General features: G+C 60.6%; 16 protein-coding genes. 2 read left to right on the plus strand and 14 right to left on the minus strand.

The window, feature by feature from the left end; all coding sequences use genetic code 11:
* Positions 1–167: 167 nt before the first annotated feature.
* The 11 genes from QNH97_RS09055 to ccoN (QNH97_RS09105) all read right to left on the minus strand — a co-directional run bounded on the left by QNH97_RS09055 (position 168) and on the right by ccoN (QNH97_RS09105) (position 9,170).
* Positions 168–1,166: a metallophosphoesterase family protein gene (locus QNH97_RS09055; protein ID WP_283556518.1), complete on the minus strand. Its 999-nt coding sequence runs from the start codon at positions 1,164–1,166 to the stop codon at positions 168–170.
* Between the two features lie 285 nt (positions 1,167–1,451).
* On the minus strand, positions 1,452–1,862 hold the full coding sequence (locus QNH97_RS09060; RefSeq protein WP_283556519.1) for a type II toxin-antitoxin system VapC family toxin: 411 nt from the start codon (positions 1,860–1,862) through the stop codon (positions 1,452–1,454).
* Positions 1,862–2,116: a type II toxin-antitoxin system Phd/YefM family antitoxin gene (locus QNH97_RS09065; protein WP_283556520.1), complete on the minus strand. Its 255-nt coding sequence runs from the start codon at positions 2,114–2,116 to the stop codon at positions 1,862–1,864. Before QNH97_RS09065 ends, QNH97_RS09060 begins: the two co-directional genes overlap by 1 nt.
* Positions 2,117–2,265: 149 nt before the next feature.
* On the minus strand, positions 2,266–3,249 hold the full coding sequence (ccoP, locus tag QNH97_RS09070) for a cytochrome-c oxidase, cbb3-type subunit III (protein WP_283556521.1): 984 nt from the start codon (positions 3,247–3,249) through the stop codon (positions 2,266–2,268).
* Positions 3,246–3,431, minus strand: a complete 186-nt coding sequence (locus tag QNH97_RS09075; RefSeq protein WP_003175465.1) for a CcoQ/FixQ family Cbb3-type cytochrome c oxidase assembly chaperone — start codon at positions 3,429–3,431, stop codon at positions 3,246–3,248. The genes ccoP (QNH97_RS09070) and QNH97_RS09075 overlap by 4 nt, the downstream gene beginning before the upstream one ends.
* A gap of 5 nt (positions 3,432–3,436) precedes the next feature.
* Positions 3,437–4,045: a cytochrome-c oxidase, cbb3-type subunit II gene (gene ccoO / locus QNH97_RS09080; protein WP_018925301.1), complete on the minus strand. Its 609-nt coding sequence runs from the start codon at positions 4,043–4,045 to the stop codon at positions 3,437–3,439.
* The gene (gene ccoN, locus QNH97_RS09085; protein ID WP_283556522.1) at positions 4,045–5,487 is read right to left on the minus strand and encodes a cytochrome-c oxidase, cbb3-type subunit I; all 1,443 of its coding nucleotides are present in this window, start codon (positions 5,485–5,487) and stop codon (positions 4,045–4,047) included. The genes ccoO (QNH97_RS09080) and ccoN (QNH97_RS09085) overlap by 1 nt, the downstream gene beginning before the upstream one ends.
* Positions 5,488–5,969: 482 nt before the next feature.
* On the minus strand, positions 5,970–6,923 hold the full coding sequence (ccoP, locus tag QNH97_RS09090; protein WP_283556523.1) for a cytochrome-c oxidase, cbb3-type subunit III: 954 nt from the start codon (positions 6,921–6,923) through the stop codon (positions 5,970–5,972).
* Entirely contained in the window at positions 6,920–7,123 is a 204-nt protein-coding gene (locus QNH97_RS09095; protein WP_283556524.1) for a cbb3-type cytochrome oxidase subunit 3, read from the minus strand. The genes ccoP (QNH97_RS09090) and QNH97_RS09095 overlap by 4 nt, the downstream gene beginning before the upstream one ends.
* Positions 7,124–7,126: 3 nt before the next feature.
* Positions 7,127–7,735 (minus strand): cytochrome-c oxidase, cbb3-type subunit II, encoded by a 609-nt coding sequence (gene ccoO, locus QNH97_RS09100; protein ID WP_283556525.1) that lies wholly within the window; start codon positions 7,733–7,735, stop codon positions 7,127–7,129.
* 10 nt (positions 7,736–7,745) lie between these two features.
* Positions 7,746–9,170 carry a cytochrome-c oxidase, cbb3-type subunit I gene (gene ccoN / locus QNH97_RS09105; RefSeq protein ID WP_283556526.1) on the minus strand — a complete coding sequence of 475 codons (1,425 nt, stop codon included), beginning with the start codon at positions 9,168–9,170 and terminating at the stop codon, positions 7,746–7,748.
* A 96-nt stretch (positions 9,171–9,266) separates the two neighbouring features.
* On the opposite strand from ccoN (QNH97_RS09105), the gene QNH97_RS09110 reads away from it, so the two are divergent.
* Positions 9,267–9,953, plus strand: a complete 687-nt coding sequence (locus QNH97_RS09110) for an alpha/beta family hydrolase (protein ID WP_283556527.1) — start codon at positions 9,267–9,269, stop codon at positions 9,951–9,953.
* 178 nt (positions 9,954–10,131) lie between these two features.
* Here the strand turns inward: QNH97_RS09110 and QNH97_RS09115 are convergent, their stop codons facing one another.
* From QNH97_RS09115 to acnA, 3 genes are all read right to left on the minus strand, one after another.
* Entirely contained in the window at positions 10,132–11,697 is a 1,566-nt protein-coding gene (locus QNH97_RS09115; RefSeq protein WP_283556528.1) for a methyl-accepting chemotaxis protein, read from the minus strand.
* Between the two features lie 113 nt (positions 11,698–11,810).
* Positions 11,811–12,599, minus strand: a complete 789-nt coding sequence (locus QNH97_RS09120; RefSeq protein WP_283556529.1) for a CPBP family intramembrane glutamic endopeptidase — start codon at positions 12,597–12,599, stop codon at positions 11,811–11,813.
* Between the two features lie 124 nt (positions 12,600–12,723).
* On the minus strand, positions 12,724–15,465 hold the full coding sequence (gene acnA, locus QNH97_RS09125; RefSeq protein ID WP_283556530.1) for an aconitate hydratase AcnA: 2,742 nt from the start codon (positions 15,463–15,465) through the stop codon (positions 12,724–12,726).
* Between the two features lie 172 nt (positions 15,466–15,637).
* On the opposite strand from acnA, the gene rlmM reads away from it, so the two are divergent.
* On the plus strand, positions 15,638–16,711 hold the full coding sequence (gene rlmM, locus QNH97_RS09130) for a 23S rRNA (cytidine(2498)-2'-O)-methyltransferase RlmM (RefSeq protein ID WP_283556531.1): 1,074 nt from the start codon (positions 15,638–15,640) through the stop codon (positions 16,709–16,711).
* The last annotated feature ends 82 nt before the right edge of the window (positions 16,712–16,793 follow it).

Raw genomic sequence — 16,793 nt, forward strand, 5'->3', positions numbered from 1 at the left:
CCTGTCGGTCTAGCTCAAGGGTGCGACCTTTGGTCGCGTTGGGCGCTGGGGGTGAATGGTGTAATGGATGTAACAAGGCATGATCCAGATCAATTGACTTGTCGAGTATAGCCGTCTAGCCGAAGCAGATGACGCCGATGAGAACTCCATCGGCGTCGCCTTGAGTCTTATCGAACGTCGATGGTGTGGCTGGCGACAGGGTTGCGCCAGTCGTTGTCGGCAATGACATTGACGGTCAGTTGTTTTCTGTCGTCGGCGATCTTTATGTACAACCAGGTCTTGCGCGCGGCCGAGCCACTCATGAACAGTGGCACGTCGCCGTAGATATAGTTGGACGGGTAATAGCCGTGCTTCTTGTCCGCGCTGTAGGAAAACACGGCGGTGACGCCGTAATCATCAATCAACTTTTTGAAACGATGGATTTCCGTCTCCCTGACGGGCCAGTGAAACGCCTGGTGCAAGTTCAACAGAATGATTTTTCCCTGTGCGCGTGCTAATTGCAGATCACGTTCCAGCCAGTCGAGGGACGGGGTAATTTCATAGGCAGTGGTGTTGAAAACGGCATGGGTGGAAAAATTTGCCGAATAGGCCGGCTGGTTGTGTAACTGAACCACGTGTACATCGCCAAAATCCTTGGAGTAGGCGAGGCTTCCGTACCAGGTTTTCGTCAGGCCAGAGGCTCTGGCCGAAAGGTCCATGTTTGGGACTTTCCCCCAATATCGCGCTTTGAGGTCATCGATACTTCCCGCGGCGCAACTGGCGCAACTTCCGACATTGAAGTCGTAGTCATGGTTACCCAGACCGTAGTCGTAAAGATTATTCAGTTTGTTCTGCAGGACTGTCTTGATATAGCCGCGCTCACTGGAATGGCCTGATCGGGTCAGGTTGCCGTTGATCATGACCGGGACGGCAGCAGTTCCACCCGACTGCGCCCGGAACGCGGCAATGCTGGCGTACTGGGCCTCGATCAGCCATCGGGACCGGGACTCTGTGTCGCTGGCTGGCTCTGCCTCGCCGTTTTCGGATCTTTCACTGGAGGGGTACTTCGGGCTTGCAGCGAATACGATGTGGCCGGGGGGTGTATCAGCAGCAAATGAATGGGTGACCGGTACGCAGCAGCAAAGTAGTAAGTCTGATAAAAGCCTCAGATGGATTAAGTTCTTCATCGAAATCCTTTTCCATGAATAGTGAGTGGTTTGAGTTCTTGTGTTACTGGGCGGGACTTTATCGAGGCGCACGTGCGGGCGCCAGAAGGTGCCGCGGTTATATTGATAATGTTTATTTCGATAAAGGCGTGGGGAAGAGCAAAGCCTCCTCGCCATCAGTGAAACAGTCGACTCCGTGAAACGGCTCTTCGCCATGGTCCATTCAAAAGCGCTGTTGAAAAACAGATCGTGCCAACGGCTCACGCTGAATCAAGCTTAAAATCGGGTGGTTTGTGTGGGGGGGTACTAGCTTGACCACGGATCAAGCAATGCCACGCCGCTGCTTTGGAAATCAGTCACATTGCGGGTGACTACGGTCAGTCCGTGGACCAACGCAGTGGCAGCAATCAGTGCATCGCATTCATTGCTGCGATCCGGAACGTGCAGGCGAGCGCAGCGCAGCGCGACGGCGCGGTCGACTGCCAGGATTCTTCCGGCGAAGGCGGGCATCACATGGTTATCCAGCCATGCGCGCAGGCGGCTGCCTTGCTCCGGGTCTTTGCGTTCGAAGCGCAACACTCCCGTTTCCAGTTCCAATACGGTAATCGCCGAGACGTAAAGGCTGGGGGCGGGCACGCTACGCGCCCAGGCCTGTACGTTTTTATTGGCTTGAGGCTTGCGCAGTTCCGAAATGACGTTGGTGTCGAGTAGGTACATCAGGACAGGTCCACCGGTCGAGGAGTGATGACGGCGCGCTCGGTATCGAAATCAATATCCGGCGTGTCGGGCATGACCAGCAACTCGACAATGCTGGTGCCGACGCCGGTCAGTTTCTGGTAATCCTCAATGCTTAGCAGCACATGGGCCGGCTTGCCACGGTCGGTGATGATGACCGGCCCTTGGTGGGTAGCTTTTTTGGCACCACTTGTGTCGTGGTTGAATTCGCGGCTGGAAATAGTGGTGATGGACATGGCGGTGTCCTCAAGAGAACTGAATGTAGGCACGTTACTACCGGCGTTGATTGCGGGCAAGATAAAACCGGCTCGGCATGTTGCGGCGGCAACAAAAAAGGCCCCGTCAACTTGGGTTGACGGGGCCTTTGGTACATCAGGCGCAGGCTTTACTGGGCGTCAGTCGCAGGAGCTTTTTCGCCGTGAGACAGGCTGTAGACGTAGGCGGCCAGCAAGTGGACCTTGTCGTTGCCTTGCAAATCGGCCTGGGCAGGCATCTGGCCCTGGCGACCGTAGCGGATGGTCTGCTGCATCTGAGCGAAGCTCGAACCGTAGATGAAACCGGCCGGGTGCGTCAGGTCAGGTGCGCCCATGGCAGGCGTGCCTTTGCCAGCAGGGCCGTGACAGGCCACGCAGTTGGCGGCAAAGAGTTTCTGGCCATTGGCTGGATCGGCCTTGGCGCCTTCCGGCAGTTTGCGGCTGTGCAGGCTGGTCACCAAGTAGGCAGCCACGTCGGCGACGCCTTGCTCGCCGACCACGGCAGCCCAGCCCGGCATCACGGCGTGACGGCCGCCCATGATGGTGGTCTTGATGGTTTCTGGCTCACCGCCCCAGCGCCAGTCGGCGTCGGTCAGGTTAGGGAAACCATAGGCGCCCTTGGCGTCGGAACCGTGGCAAACCGAGCAGTTGGAGGCGAACAGACGGCCACCCATCTTCAGGGCTTGCGGGTCCTTGGCGACTTCTTCAATCGGCATGGAGGCGAACTTGGCGAAGATCGGGCCGAACTTGGCGTCCGAACGCGCCATTTCCTTCTCCCACTCATGGACGCCCGTCCAGCCGGTCTGGCCGTTGGCGAAGGCGGTCTGCTTTTCGTTGTCCAGGTAGTTGTAACCTGGCAGCAGGCCTTTCCAGTTGCCCAGGCCAGGGTAGAGCACCAGGTAACCGAGGGCGAACACAATGGTGCCCACGAACAGCATGAACCACCATTTAGGCAGCGGGTTGTCGTACTCTTCGATGCCATCGAACGAGTGACCAACAGTCTCGTCCGTTTGTTCGGCGCGCTGGCCCTTGCGGGTCGACAGCAGCAGCCAGGTCAGGGCGAAGATCGTACCCAGACTGAGGACTGTGACGTACAGACTCCAGAACGTAGTCATTCTTTGTTACTCCTAGAAGCTTGCTCGACGTGCTTGATGGCTTCGGGATCATCCGCGAACGGCAGCAAGGTCGCGTCTTCAAACTCCGACTTGCGCTTGGGGCTGAACACCCACAGGGCCAGACCGATAAAGGCCACCATCACGACAACGGTGCCCAGGCCACGAATCATCCCGATATCCATCCAGATCACCGTTTGCTTTTGATGATGGTGCCCAGGCCTTGCAGATAGGCCACCAGCGCGTCCATTTCAGTCTTGCCCTTCACTGCATCCTTGGCACCGGCGATGTCTTCGTCGGTGTAAGGCACGCCCAGGGTACGCAAGACTTCCATTTTCTTGGCGGTGTCTTTGCCGTCGAGCTTGTTTTCTACGAGGAACGGGTAGGCCGGCATTTTCGACTCAGGCACGACGTTGCGCGGGTTGTACAAGTGCGCGCGTTGCCAGTCGTCGGAGTAGCGGCCGCCAACGCGGGCCAAGTCCGGGCCGGTACGTTTGGAACCCCAGAGGAACGGGTGGTCCCAGACGCTTTCACCGGCAACCGAGTAGTGGCCGTAGCGTTCGGTCTCGGCGCGGAACGGACGGATCATCTGCGAGTGGCAGCCGACACAACCGTTGGCGATGTAGATGTCGCGGCCTTCCAGTTCAAGGGCGGTGCGCGGCTTCATGCCTTCGACCGGCTTGTTGGTCACGTCCTGGAAAAACAGCGGAACGATCTGGGTCAGGCCGCCGATGCTGACGGCGATGACCATGAAGAAGGCCAGCAGGCCGATATTCTTCTCTACTGCTTCGTGCTTCATCAGTGAGCTCCAACTACGGCGATCTTGGCGGCGGCTTCAGCTTCAGCCGGGTCAGAGGCACGAACGGTGCGATACACGTTGTAGGCCATGAACAGCATGCCGCTGGCGAAGAACGCGCCGCCCAAGGCACGCACGATGAAGCCAGGGTGGCTGGCTTGCAGCGCTTCGACGAACGAGTAGGTCAGGGTGCCGTCGTCGTTGATTGCACGCCACATCAGGCCCTGGGTGATGCCGTTGACCCACATCGAGGCGATGTAGAGCACGGTACCGATGGTCGCGAGCCAGAAGTGCGCGTTGATCAGGCTGGTGCTGTGCATCTGCGCACGACCGAACAGTTTCGGGATCATGTGGTAGATGGCGCCGATGGAAATCATCGCGACCCAGCCGAGGGCACCGGCGTGTACGTGGCCGATGGTCCAGTCGGTGTAGTGGCTCAAGGAGTTGACGGTCTTGATGGCCATCATCGGGCCTTCGAAGGTCGACATGCCGTAGAACGCCAGGGAGACGACCAGGAAGCGCAGGATCGGGTCGGTGCGCAGCTTATGCCAGGCGCCCGAGAGGGTCATCATGCCGTTGATCATGCCGCCCCAGCTTGGCGCCAGCAGGATGATCGACATCGCCATGCCCAGGGACTGAGCCCAATCCGGCAGTGCGGTGTAGTGCAAGTGGTGCGGGCCGGCCCAGATGTACAGGGTGATCAGCGCCCAGAAGTGCACGATGGACAGGCGATAGGAATAGATCGGACGCTCGGCCTGTTTCGGCACGAAGTAGTACATCATCCCCAGGAAGCCGGTGGTCAGGAAGAAACCCACCGCGTTGTGGCCGTACCACCACTGGATCATCGCGTCGGTCGCACCCGAGTAGGCCGAGTACGACTTGAAGAAGCTGACCGGCAGGGAGGCGTGGTTGACGATGTGCAGCATGGCGGTCACGACGATGAAGGCACCGTAGAACCAGTTACCGACATAGATGTGCTTGGTCTTGCGCTTGACGATGGTACCGAAGAACACCAGGCCGTAGGTCACCCAGACGATGGCCAGCAGGATAGCCAGGGGCCATTCCAGCTCTGCGTATTCCTTGGTGGTGGTGTAACCCAGCGGCAAGGTAACGATGGCGCCGACGATCACCGCTTGCCAACCCCAGAAGGTGAAGGCCGCGAGGCTGTCGGAAATCAGTCGCGTTTGGCAGGTTCGCTGCACGACGTAATAGGAAGTGGCAAACAAAGCACAACCACCGAAGGCGAAGATCACCAGGTTGGTGTGCAGCGGGCGCAGGCGTCCAAACGTCGTCCATGGCAGATCGAAGTTCAACTCCGGCCAGACCAGTTGCGAGGCGATAAAGACACCGAGCCCCATGCCAAGGATCCCCCAGACCACCGTCATGATGGCGAACTGGCGGACTACCTTATAGTTATAAGCAGTCGGACTGATTGCTGTGCTCATTCTAAGGTTCCACGGTTTGGGTGTTTTATTAGGATAAAAATCGGTCGCAAGTATGGAGAAAGCGGGGGGTCATTGCAACGCGCCATGACCTGGGTCAATGCTTTCCAAAGCCGATTCTGCGGCCTTTCCATGTTCCGTGTAGGGACAAAATTGGCCCTCGGCAAAATGTCGCAACGAAGGAAAGAGGCGAGGGGGTCGGGTCGGTTGTAACGGGGTGTGTTGGAACACGACGTTCGGGAGATGCAAGGCAATGGTCGCAACAGCCGGTATCTACCTGCCTTTGCGGCCTTTTTTGCCGAACGGATTGTCGAACACATCGGGTCGGGTCGACCTGAAACCGGCAGTCGCCAGTGCACGCAGGGTCAGCTTAGACCTGATTCCAGAGAACCGAAAGGCACGGGTGCGGAGGGTGCGACAATGCGTCGCGCAGGGGCATGGAACCGCCGCACCCGGATGGATGCGGCTGTTCGTATGGTCAGGATTTATTCGCTTTTGCTTTGAGCTTGCAGGGGTTCGGTGCCCGCATTGTGGGACAGGCTGTAGACGTAGGCGGCCAGCAGTTGCACCTTGTCATTGCCAAGCAGTTCATTCTGCGCCGGCATATGGCCCTGGCGACCATGGCGAATGGTCTGCTGCAGTTGGGCCAGGCTGGTGCCATAGATGAAGCCGGCTGGTTGCGTCAGGTTTGGCGCGCCCATGGCTTCGGTACCCTGGCCGTTGGCGCCGTGGCAGGCGACGCAGGTGGTGTTGTAGGCCAGCTGGCCGGCTTGCAGGTCGGCACCGCTGTCTGCCGGTAGAGGCAGGCCCGCCAGATCGTGGCGTACATACGCGGCTACGTTCTTGACTCCTGCGTCCCCCAGTACTTCGCCCCACGCTGGCATCGCCGCCATGCGACCGCCCAGGATGGTGGTCTTGATGGTGTCGGCGGCACCGCCCCAACGCCAGTTGCTGTCGGCCAGGTTCGGGAAACCGAAGGCACCCTTGGCGTCCGAGCCGTGGCAGACCGAGCAGTTGGAGGCAAACAAGCGGCCGCCCATTTTCAGTGCCTGCGGGTCCTTGGCGACCTCTTCCACTGGCATGGCGGCGAATTTGGCGAAGATCGGTCCGAACCGGGCGTCGGCCTTGGCCATTTCCTTTTCCCATTCATGGGCGCCAGTCCAGCCATTCTCGTAGCCCGGCAGGATACCTTTCCAGTTACCCAGGCCCGGATACAGGACCAGATAGCCGACTGAAAACACCAGGGTGCCGGCGAACAACAGGAACCACCACTGCGGCAGCGGGTTGTCGTATTCCTCGATGCCGTCGAAGCTGTGGCCCATGGTCTGGTCGACGCTGCCCTTGGTCTCGCCCTTACGGGTAGCAATCAGCAGCCAGGTCAGGCCAATCAGGCTGCCGATGGTCAGTACGCAGATCCACGTACTCCAGAAGGTGGTCATGGCCGGGTACTCCTTGGTGCAGGGTCTTGGGGGGTGGCGATGTCGACGGGTGGCTCATCGGCGAACGGCAGCAGGCGCGCTTCGGCGAACTCTGAACGGCGCTTGCTGCTGAATACCCACAGGGTCAGGCCGATGAAAGCGATAAACACCACGACGGTGCCCAGGCCGCGAATCATTCCAGTACTCATTTCAAGAACCATGGCTCACCTCTTGCTCTTGATGGCAGTGCCGAGCACTTGCAGGTAGGCCACCAGTGCGTCCATTTCGGTCTTGCCTTTGAGCGAGGCCACGCTGGCGGTGATGTCATCGTCGGTGTACGGCACACCCAACGTGCGCATGGTGCGCAGCTTGGTTTCGGTGTGGCTGCTGTCTACCGCCTGGGTTACCAGCCATGGATAGGCCGGCATTTTCGACTCGGGCACGACGTTGCGTGGGTTGTACAAGTGGGCCCGATGCCAGTCATCGGAGTAGCGTGCGCCAACCCGGGCCAAGTCCGGCCCGGTACGCTTGGAACCCCACAGGAACGGGTGGTCCCAGACACTTTCACCGGCCACCGAGTAGTGGCCGTAGCGCTCGGTCTCGGCACGGAACGGACGGATCATCTGCGAGTGGCAGCCAACGCAACCTTCGCGGATGTAGATGTCACGGCCTTCCAGTTGCAGCGCGGTATAAGGCTTCATGCCATCCACCGGTTTATTGGTCACGTCCTGGAAGAACAGCGGCACGATCTGGGTCAGGCCGCCAATGCTCACGGCCAGGACCATCAGCAGCATCAGCAGGCCGACGTTTTTTTCGATTGTTTCGTGTTTCATGGTGGACTCCTCAGGCCATCTGCGCGGCAGCGGCGGCTTCGGCAGGCTGGTAGGCCCGCACTGTGCGCCAGGTGTTGTAGGCCATCAGCAGCATGCCGAGGAGGAAGATCGCCCCGCCTGCCAGCCGTACGACGAAGCCTGGGTGGCTGGCCACCAGTGTTTCGACGAAGGAGTAGGTCAGCGTGCCGTCCTCGTTCACCGCGCGCCACATCAGGCCCTGGGCAATGCCGTTGACCCACATGGAGGCGATGTACAGCACGGTGCCGATGGTCGCGAGCCAGAAGTGCGCGTTGATCAGGCCGATGCTGTGCATCTGTGCCCGGCCGAAGACTTTCGGGATCATGTGATACAGCGCACCGATGGAGATCATCGCCACCCAGCCAAGGGCGCCGGCGTGTACGTGGCCGATGGTCCAGTCGGTGTAGTGAGAGAGGGCGTTGACGGTCTTGATCGCCATCATCGGACCTTCAAAGGTCGACATGCCGTAGAACGCCAGGGACACCACCAGGAAACGCAGGATCGGGTCGCTGCGCAATTTATGCCAGGCGCCCGAAAGGGTCATCATGCCGTTGATCATGCCGCCCCAGCTTGGCGCCAGGAGGATCAGCGACATCACCATGCCCAGCGACTGCGCCCAGTCCGGCAGCGCGGTGTAGTGCAAGTGGTGCGGGCCGGCCCAGATGTACAGGGTGATCAGCGCCCAGAAGTGCACGATGGACAAGCGATAGGAATACACCGGGCGTTCGGCCTGCTTCGGCACGAAGTAGTACATCATCCCGAGGAAGCCTGCGGTGAGGAAGAAGCCCACGGCGTTGTGGCCATACCACCATTGCACCATCGCGTCGGTCGCACCGCCATAGGCCGAATAGGACTTGGTGAAACTCACTGGCAACTCGGCGTTATTGATCAGGTGCAGGATCGCCACGGTGATAATGAACGCGCCGAAGAACCAGTTACCGACATAGATATGCTTGGTCTTGCGCTTGGCCAGCGTACCGAAGAATACGATGGCATAGGTGACCCAGACGATGGTGATGAGAATGTCGATCGGCCATTCCAGCTCGGCGTACTCCTTGGAACTGGTGTAGCCCAGCGGCAGACTGATGGCCGCCAACAGGATCACCAATTGCCAGCCCCAGAAGCAGAACGCCGCCAGTTTCGGGGCGAACAATTGAGTCTGGCAGGTGCGTTGCACCGAATAGAACGAACTGGCGAACAATGCGCAGCCGCCAAAGGCGAAGATCACCGCGTTGGTGTGCAGTGGGCGCAGGCGGCCGAAGCTGGTCCATGGCAAATCGAAGTTGAGTTGTGGCCAGACCAATTGGGCGGCGAGAAAAACCCCGAGCCCCATGCCGACGATGCCCCACACCACCGTCATAATGGCGAATTGGCGGACCACCTTGTAGTTGTAGGCGGTACTGATAGAAGTGTTCATGGTTCCCCATCCACGGTTCAGCCGAAGTGAGCGCCTGCGCAAGGCAGTGCGGCGTCCTTCGCCTGGAGTTATAGGCAGACTAAAAGCGAGGTCAGCATGGACAAACAGCACAAGGCCAGTATTGATAGAGATCAATGGGCGCGATGTGTGGCCGAACACGGCTGGCTCTGGACCGCCGGGCAATCGGCCGTTGGCACCGAGCCACCGACCCTGATCCTGGCCCACGGCGCGGGTGCGCCGATGGACAGCGGCTTCATGGCGGAAATGGCCGCGCGCCTTGCCGCGCATGGCATCAACGTGTTGCGCTTCGAGTTTCCCTACATGGCTCAACGACGTTTGGATGGGGGCAAGCGCCCACCCAACCCGGCGCCGAAGCTGCTGGAGTGCTGGCGTGAGGTGTACGCCACGGTGCGGCCTTATGTCGCTGGGCGGCTGGCCATTGGCGGCAAGTCCATGGGCGGGCGCATGGCGAGCCTGGTAGCCGATGAATTGGGCGTCGACGCGCTGGTGTGCCTGGGGTATCCCTTCTATGCAGTGGGCAAACCGGAGAAACCGCGGGTCGAGCACCTGGCGGGATTGAAGACCCCCACCTTGATCGTCCAGGGCGAGCGCGATGCGCTGGGTAACCGGGAGGCGGTGCAGGGTTATGACTTGTCACCGGGCATCGAGGTGATGTGGCTGGTAGCGGGGGATCACAACCTGAAGCCGCTGAAGGCTTCGGGGTTTAGTCATGAGCAGCATTTGGAGGCTGCGGCGGGCAAGGTGGCTGCGTTTCTTCAGTAGGTTCTTTGCTGGTTGTCATGGCCTCATCGCGAGCAGGCTCGCTCCCACAATTGGAAATGTATTTGAATGAACATCCTTGATCCCCTGTGGGAGCGAGCTTGCTCGCGATAGCGGTCTCTCAAGCAATAAAAAACCCGGAAGCTTTCGCTGTCCGGGTTTTTTATGAGGCAGGCGTCTGTCAGCGGTTGAACCGCTCCACCAACGAATACTGCGTATTCGCCGTACGGGTCAGTTCTTCGCTCAGCAGCGCCGAGCTGTGGGCCTGGCCCGAGGTCTGGTCAGCCAGCGCCGAGATGTTGCTGATGTTGCGGCTGATCTCCTCGGCCACCGAGCTTTGTTCCTCGGTGGCGGCGGCGATCTGGGTGGTCATGTCGGTGATGTGGGCCACCGCTTCGCTGATGCCCACCAGGGCCTGGTCCGCTTCCATGACCCGCGCCACGCCCTCTTCGGCCTGGCGGTGGCCGGCGTCCATGGTCTGCACGGCGTTGGTCGCGGTTTGCTGGAGCTTGGCGATCAAGGCATGAATCTGCCCGGTGGATTCGCTGGTACGTTGCGCCAATTGCCGCACTTCATCGGCCACCACCGCAAAACCGCGACCCATTTCCCCGGCTCGGGCCGCTTCGATGGCGGCGTTGAGGGCCAGCAGGTTGGTCTGGTCGGCAATACCCTTGATCACGTCCACCACGCCACCGATCTCGTCGCTGTCCTTGGCCAGTTGGGTCACGGTCTGGCCGGTTTCGCCGACGACCACCGACAGGCGCTCGATGGCTTCGCGGGTTTCCCCGGCGATGTCGCGGCCGCGGCTGGTCAAGCGATTGGCTTCCTGGGTAGCGTCGGCCGTGCGCTGCACGTGGCTGGCGACTTCCTGGGTGGTCGCGGCCATCTGGTTGACCGCTGTGGCGACTTGCTCGGTTTCGACGCGCTGGCGTTCCAGGCCGCTGGAGCTGTCGTGGGCCAGGGTGTTGGACTGTCGGGCCTGCTCGTTAAGATGCTCGGCGGTGTCCTGCAGGCGGGTCAGGCAGGTTTTCAGGCGCGCTTCCTGGCTGAGGATCGACATCTCCAGGCGCGCCTGGGCGCCGCGGCTGTCGGTATACATCCGGGCGATCAGCGGATCGGAGGTGGTTTGCTCGGCCAGGCGCAACAGGCGCTTGATCCCGCGTTGCTGCCACTGCAGGCCCAACAGCCCCAAAGGCACCGACAGTGCGGCGGCCAAGGCAAAGCCCCAGGACGAATTGAGGAACGCGCCGACGACGAAGCTCAGTTGGCTGACCAGGATAAACGGCAACCAGTCCTGCAGTATCGGTAACCATTTATCGCTGCCGGGAATCGCGGATTTGCCTTGGTTGATACGTTGATATAGGGCTTCAGCACGGGCGATCTGCTCGGCGGAAGGCTTGACTCGCACCGATTCGTAGCCGATCACCTGATTACCTTCGAACACGGGCGTGACGTAGGCGTTGACCCAGTAATGGTCACCGTTCTTGCTGCGGTTCTTGACGATGCCCATCCATGGCAAGCCTTGTTTCAGCGTGCCCCACATGTGCGCGAACACGGCAGCCGGAACATCGGGGTGACGGACGAGATTGTGTGGCGAACGGATCAGTTCATCTTTCGAGTACCCGCTGATTTCAACGAACGCATCGTTGCAGTAGGTGATCACGCCCTTGGCGTCGGTGGTGGAAATCAAACGTTGCTGGGCCGGGAAGGTCCTTTCGCGTTGTGTGACGGGTTGGTTGTTACGCATGTTGTGGTACATCCGAAAGGCTTGAAAGGCTTGAAAGGCTTGAAAGGCTTGAAAGGCTTGAAAAAGTTGTCGGCGCCGTCACGTTTTTATTGAGGTTATTTTCCCTGTCGCTATCACGCCAGCATCGGATAGGTAAATAGGGCGAAATGAAGCAGGTTCAGACCGAAGTGGGTGGCAATCGCTGCGCCCAGGCCGCCAAAACGATAAGCGAGGCCGTAACCGATCCCCGCCAGACCCGACAGCAGCACCCATTCCCAGCCCGCACCGACGTGCACCAGGCCAAACAGCACCGAGGCCAGCAGTAACGCCAGGTTGTCGCCTTGGCTCAGATGTTTGAAGCGCCGACTCAGGCCTCCCTGAATGTAGCCACGAAACAGTGCTTCCTCCACCAGGGTGACCAGTAAAAGATTATTAAGCACCCACAACCAGGCATGATCCGGCCACTTCGGCGCCCACTGGATCATGCCCAGCAGCACCGCCCCGCCGAGGGCCAGCACCGCGCTCAGCACCAGGCCCATGGCCGTGGCGTAGACCGACCAACGAAACGAGCGCCGGCCGACGATCCAGGGGCAGGCCAGCAGCAGCCAGAAGCCGATCAGTGCCTTGTCCTGGTTCAGGTACATGGCAAACGGCACTGCATCATCGGTCAAGCGTTGCGCCGGGATCGCCCGCCCGTTAAAGAAGCCCGGCATCCAGTGCAGGGCCAGGGCCAGGGCCATCACCAGGAACAGGACATGGCCGAGAAACCGACCCACCGGCATCTGTTGTTGACGAACCGCATACCCGGCGAACAGCAGCAGTGCGATCGAAATGACCGCGGTCCAGGCCAACTGACCGAAGATCAGGGCCAGGCCATAGCCGATGGAGAGGAGGGCCAGGTAGGGCCAGGGCAGGGCAGGCATATCACATCCTTTTGAGGCGGGTGAACGGTTGAGGCGGGCAGGCAGGCTGAGCCGGCGGGATTATAGGCAGGCTGATACAAAAACACCGCCCTTAAGCGGCGGTGTTTTCGTAGGACGGGTCTTTTTAAGCTGCAATCAATTGCCGTAGGACGTAGTGAAGGATCCCTCCGGCCTTGAAGTACTCCACTTCATTCAAGGTATCGATCCGGCACAACACTTCAATCCGCTCCTGGCGGCCGTCCTCCCGGGTGATCACCAGCGGCAGGTTCATGCGGGGTGTCAGTTCGACGTCGTCCAGTCCGAGGATGTCCAGGGTTTCCTTGCCCGTGAGGTTCAGGCTCTTGCGGTTCTGGTCGAGCTTGAACTGCAACGGCAGCACGCCCATCCCCACCAAGTTGGAGCGATGGATACGTTCGAAGCTTTCGGCGATCACCGCCTTGACCCCCAGCAGATTCGTGCCCTTGGCCGCCCAGTCCCGGCTGGAGCCGGTGCCGTATTCCTGGCCGGCAATCACCACCAGCGGCGTACCCGCGGCCTGATACAGCATGGCGGCGTCGTAGATGGGCATTCTTTCGCCACTGGGAATGTAGATCGTATTGCCGCCTTCTTCGCCGCCGAGCATTTCGTTGCGGATACGGATATTGGCGAAGGTGCCACGCATCATCACCTGATGGTTTCCGCGCCTTGAGCCGTAGGAGTTGAAGTCCCGGGGCTCCACGCCTTGTTCGCGCAGGTAGTGGCCGGCCGGGCTGTCGGTCTTGATGTTGCCGGCGGGGGAAATGTGGTCGGTGGTCACCGAGTCCCCCAGCAGGGCCAGGACGCGGGCGCCCTTGACGTTTTTGACGGCCGGTGGCGGACCCGCGATGTCATCGAAGAATGGCGGATGCTGGATGTAAGTCGAGTCGGATTGCCATATGTAAGTCGCCGCCTGCGGCACTTCAATGGCTTGCCATTGCTCGTCACCGGCAAACACCGCGGCGTACTCTTTGTGGAACATGCTGGTGTTCACCTGGGCCACGGCTTCGGCCACTTCCTGGCTGCTGGGCCAGATGTCTCGCAGGTACACCGGGTTGCCGTCCCGGTCGTTGCCCAGTGGCTCGCTGCTGATGTCGATGCGCACCGTGCCGGCCAGGGCATAGGCGACCACCAGGGGCGGCGAAGCCAGCCAGTTGGTCTTCACCAGCGGATGCACCCGGCCTTCGAAGTTGCGGTTGCCCGACAATACCGAGGCCACGGTCAGGTCGGCTTTCTGGATGGCTTTTTCGATGGGGTCCGGCAACGGCCCGGAGTTGCCGATGCAGGTGGTGCAGCCATAGCCCACCAAGTCGAAACCGAGTTTGTCCAAATATTCGGTCAGGCCGGCGGCCTTGTAGTAATCGGTGACCACCTTGGAGCCCGGCGCCAGGGAACTCTTGACCCACGGTTTGCGGGTCAGGCCTTTTTCCACGGCTTTTTTGGCCAGCAGCCCGGCGGCCATCATCACGCTGGGGTTGGAGGTGTTGGTGCACGAGGTGATGGCGGCGATCACCACCGCGCCGTTTTTCAGGCGATGGGTGTGGCCTTCGAATTCGTATTCGGTTTCGCCCACCTGATCGGCATTGCCCACCGCGACGCCACCGCCACCTTCGCTTTCCAGGCGACCTTCTTCTTTGCTGGTGGGTTTGACCTGCAGCCCCAGGAAGTCACTGAAGGCCTGGCCAACGTTGGGCAGCGAGACCCGGTCCTGCGGGCGTTTCGGCCCGGCAAGGCTGGCTTCGACACTGCCCATGTCCAGCTCCAGGGTGTCGGTGAACACCGGTTCCTGGCCGGGCAGGCGCCACAGGCCCTGGGCCTTGCAATAGGCTTCCACCAGTTTCACGGTTTCCGCCGGTCGCCCCGACAGGCGCAAGTAGTCCAGGGTCACGTCGTCCACCGGGAAGAAGCCGCAGGTGGCGCCGTATTCCGGAGCCATGTTGGCGATGGTGGCGCGGTCGGCCAGGGGGAGGTCGGCAAGGCCGTCGCCGTAAAATTCGACGAATTTGCCCACCACGCCTTTCTTGCGCAGCATCTGCGTGACCGTCAGCACCAGGTCGGTGGCGGTGATGCCTTCGCGCAGCTTGCCGACAAGCTTGAAGCCGATGACCTCGGGAATCAGCATCGATACTGGCTGGCCAAGCATCGCCGCCTCTGCCTCGATCCCGCCGACGCCCCAGCCCAGCACGCCGAGGCCGTTGATCATGGTGGTGTGGGAGTCGGTGCCCACCAACGTGTCGGGGAATGCGTAGGTGCGGCCGTCCTCTTCGCGGGTCCACACGGTGCGACCCAGGTATTCGAGGTTGACCTGATGGCAGATACCGGTGCCCGGCGGTACCACGCTGAAGTTGTCGAAGGCGCTCTGGCCCCAGCGCAGGAAGGCGTAGCGTTCGCCGTTGCGCTGCATTTCGATGTCCACGTTCTGCTCGAACGCCTGGCTGCTGGCGAATTTGTCGACCATCACCGAATGGTCGATGACCAGGTCCACCGGCGACAGCGGATTGATCCGCTGGGGATCGCCGCCGGCCTTTTCCACGGCGGCGCGCATGGCGGCCAGGTCGACCACGGCGGGAACGCCAGTGAAATCCTGCATCAACACCCGTGCCGGGCGGTATTGGATCTCGCGGTCGGAACGACGCTCCTTCAACCAACCGGCCAGGGCCCTGAGGTCGGTGCTGGTAACGGTTTTTTCATCTTCCCAGCGCAACAGGTTTTCCAGCAGTACTTTCAGGGACATGGGCAGCTTGTCCAGGTCGCCCAGGCTTCGGGCGGCGTCCGGCAGGCTGAAATAGTGGTAGGTCTTGGCGTCGACTTGCAGCGTTTTAAGGGTTTTCAGGCTATCGAGGGACGGCATTGAAATGACTCCTTTGGGTCCGCACGGCTACGGACTGACGGGACGGACAGAGCCTTTAACCTAGCCCTGTTTTAAGTGTAAGACTAATCACTGGACTCTATGGGCAGGTTCGGGGTTCCGAACTCCGCTATCATGCGGCGGTTTTCGTGACAGGCTTTGCTACGGAGTTTCAATGAACACGCTTTTTATGCACTGCCGGCCGGGCTTCGAAGGCGAGGTCTGTTCCGAGATCGCCGAGCACGCCGCGCGACTCAACGTGGCCGGCTACGCCAAGGCCAAATCGGCCAGTGCCTGCGCTGAATTTGTCTGCACCGAAGATGACGGCGCCGAACGGCTGATGCGTGGCCAGCGTTTCGCCGAGCTGATTTTTCCGCGCCAGTGGGCGCGCGGCACCTTCATTGATTTGCCGGAAACCGACCGCATCAGCGTCATCCTGGCCCACATGGCCGATTTCCCGACCTGCGGCAGCCTGTGGCTGGAAGTCGTGGACACCAACGACGGCAAGGAGCTGTCGAACTTCTGCAAAAAGTTCGAGGGGCCGCTGCGCAAGGCGCTGGCCGCTGCCGGCAAGCTGGTGGACGATCCGCGCAAGCCGCGCCTGCTGCTGACGTTCAAGAGTGGCCGCGAAGTGTTCCTGGGCTTGGCGGACGCTGATAATTCGGCAATGTGGCCGATGGGTATTCCCCGCCTGAAATTCCCCCGGGAGGCGCCGAGTCGCTCCACCCTCAAGCTTGAGGAAGCCTGGCACCATTTCATCCCTCGGGACCAATGGGACGAGCGCCTGCACGGTGACATGACGGGCGTGGACCTCGGCGCGGCACCGGGTGGCTGGACCTGGCAACTGGTCAATCGTGGGATGCTGGTGACCGCGATCGACAATGGTCCGATGGCGGAAAGCCTGATGGACACCGGCCTGGTGCAGCACCTGATGGCGGACGGTTTTACCTTCAAGCCGAAACAGCCGGTGGACTGGATGGTCTGCGACATCGTCGAGAAACCGGCGCGTAACGCGGCGATGCTGGAAGAATGGATCGGCGAGGGCCATTGCCGCGAAGCGGTGGTCAACCTCAAACTGCCGATGAAACAGCGCTATGCCGAGGTCAAGCGTCTGCTCGAACGCATCGCCGACGGTTTCAAGGCCCGGGGCATCAAGGTCGAGATCGGTTGCAAGCAGCTGTACCACGACCGTGAGGAAGTAACCTGCCATTTGCGGCGGTTGGACACGAAAAAGCCGAAGTCCCGTTGATGCCTTGAAGGGTTTTTGTGGCGAGGGAGCTTGCTCCCGCTGGGTTGCGAAGCAACCCCCAGTCCAAAGAGCGACGACTGCT

Origin of the sequence: Pseudomonas sp. G2-4, assembly GCF_030064125.1 — a bacterium.
Lineage (GTDB): Bacteria > Pseudomonadota > Gammaproteobacteria > Pseudomonadales > Pseudomonadaceae > Aquipseudomonas.

Excerpts from the sequence above, each read along its gene's own strand:
- QNH97_RS09055 (WP_283556518.1), bottom strand. The coding sequence starts at position 1,166 with ATGAAGAACTTAATCCATCTGAGGCTTTTATCAGACTTACTACTTTGC.
- QNH97_RS09060 (WP_283556519.1), bottom strand. The coding sequence starts at position 1,862 with ATGTACCTACTCGACACCAACGTCATTTCGGAACTGCGCAAGCCTCAA.
- QNH97_RS09065 (WP_283556520.1), bottom strand. The coding sequence starts at position 2,116 with ATGTCCATCACCACTATTTCCAGCCGCGAATTCAACCACGACACAAGT.
- ccoP (WP_283556521.1), bottom strand. The coding sequence starts at position 3,249 with ATGACTACGTTCTGGAGTCTGTACGTCACAGTCCTCAGTCTGGGTACG.
- QNH97_RS09075 (WP_003175465.1), bottom strand. The coding sequence starts at position 3,431 with ATGGATATCGGGATGATTCGTGGCCTGGGCACCGTTGTCGTGATGGTG.
- ccoO (WP_018925301.1), bottom strand. The coding sequence starts at position 4,045 with ATGAAGCACGAAGCAGTAGAGAAGAATATCGGCCTGCTGGCCTTCTTC.
- ccoN (WP_283556522.1), bottom strand. The coding sequence starts at position 5,487 with ATGAGCACAGCAATCAGTCCGACTGCTTATAACTATAAGGTAGTCCGC.
- ccoP (WP_283556523.1), bottom strand. The coding sequence starts at position 6,923 with ATGACCACCTTCTGGAGTACGTGGATCTGCGTACTGACCATCGGCAGC.
- QNH97_RS09095 (WP_283556524.1), bottom strand. The coding sequence starts at position 7,123 with ATGGTTCTTGAAATGAGTACTGGAATGATTCGCGGCCTGGGCACCGTC.
- ccoO (WP_283556525.1), bottom strand. The coding sequence starts at position 7,735 with ATGAAACACGAAACAATCGAAAAAAACGTCGGCCTGCTGATGCTGCTG.
- ccoN (WP_283556526.1), bottom strand. The coding sequence starts at position 9,170 with ATGAACACTTCTATCAGTACCGCCTACAACTACAAGGTGGTCCGCCAA.
- QNH97_RS09110 (WP_283556527.1), top strand. The coding sequence starts at position 9,267 with ATGGACAAACAGCACAAGGCCAGTATTGATAGAGATCAATGGGCGCGA.
- QNH97_RS09115 (WP_283556528.1), bottom strand. The coding sequence starts at position 11,697 with ATGCGTAACAACCAACCCGTCACACAACGCGAAAGGACCTTCCCGGCC.
- QNH97_RS09120 (WP_283556529.1), bottom strand. The coding sequence starts at position 12,599 with ATGCCTGCCCTGCCCTGGCCCTACCTGGCCCTCCTCTCCATCGGCTAT.
- acnA (WP_283556530.1), bottom strand. The coding sequence starts at position 15,465 with ATGCCGTCCCTCGATAGCCTGAAAACCCTTAAAACGCTGCAAGTCGAC.
- rlmM (WP_283556531.1), top strand. The coding sequence starts at position 15,638 with ATGAACACGCTTTTTATGCACTGCCGGCCGGGCTTCGAAGGCGAGGTC.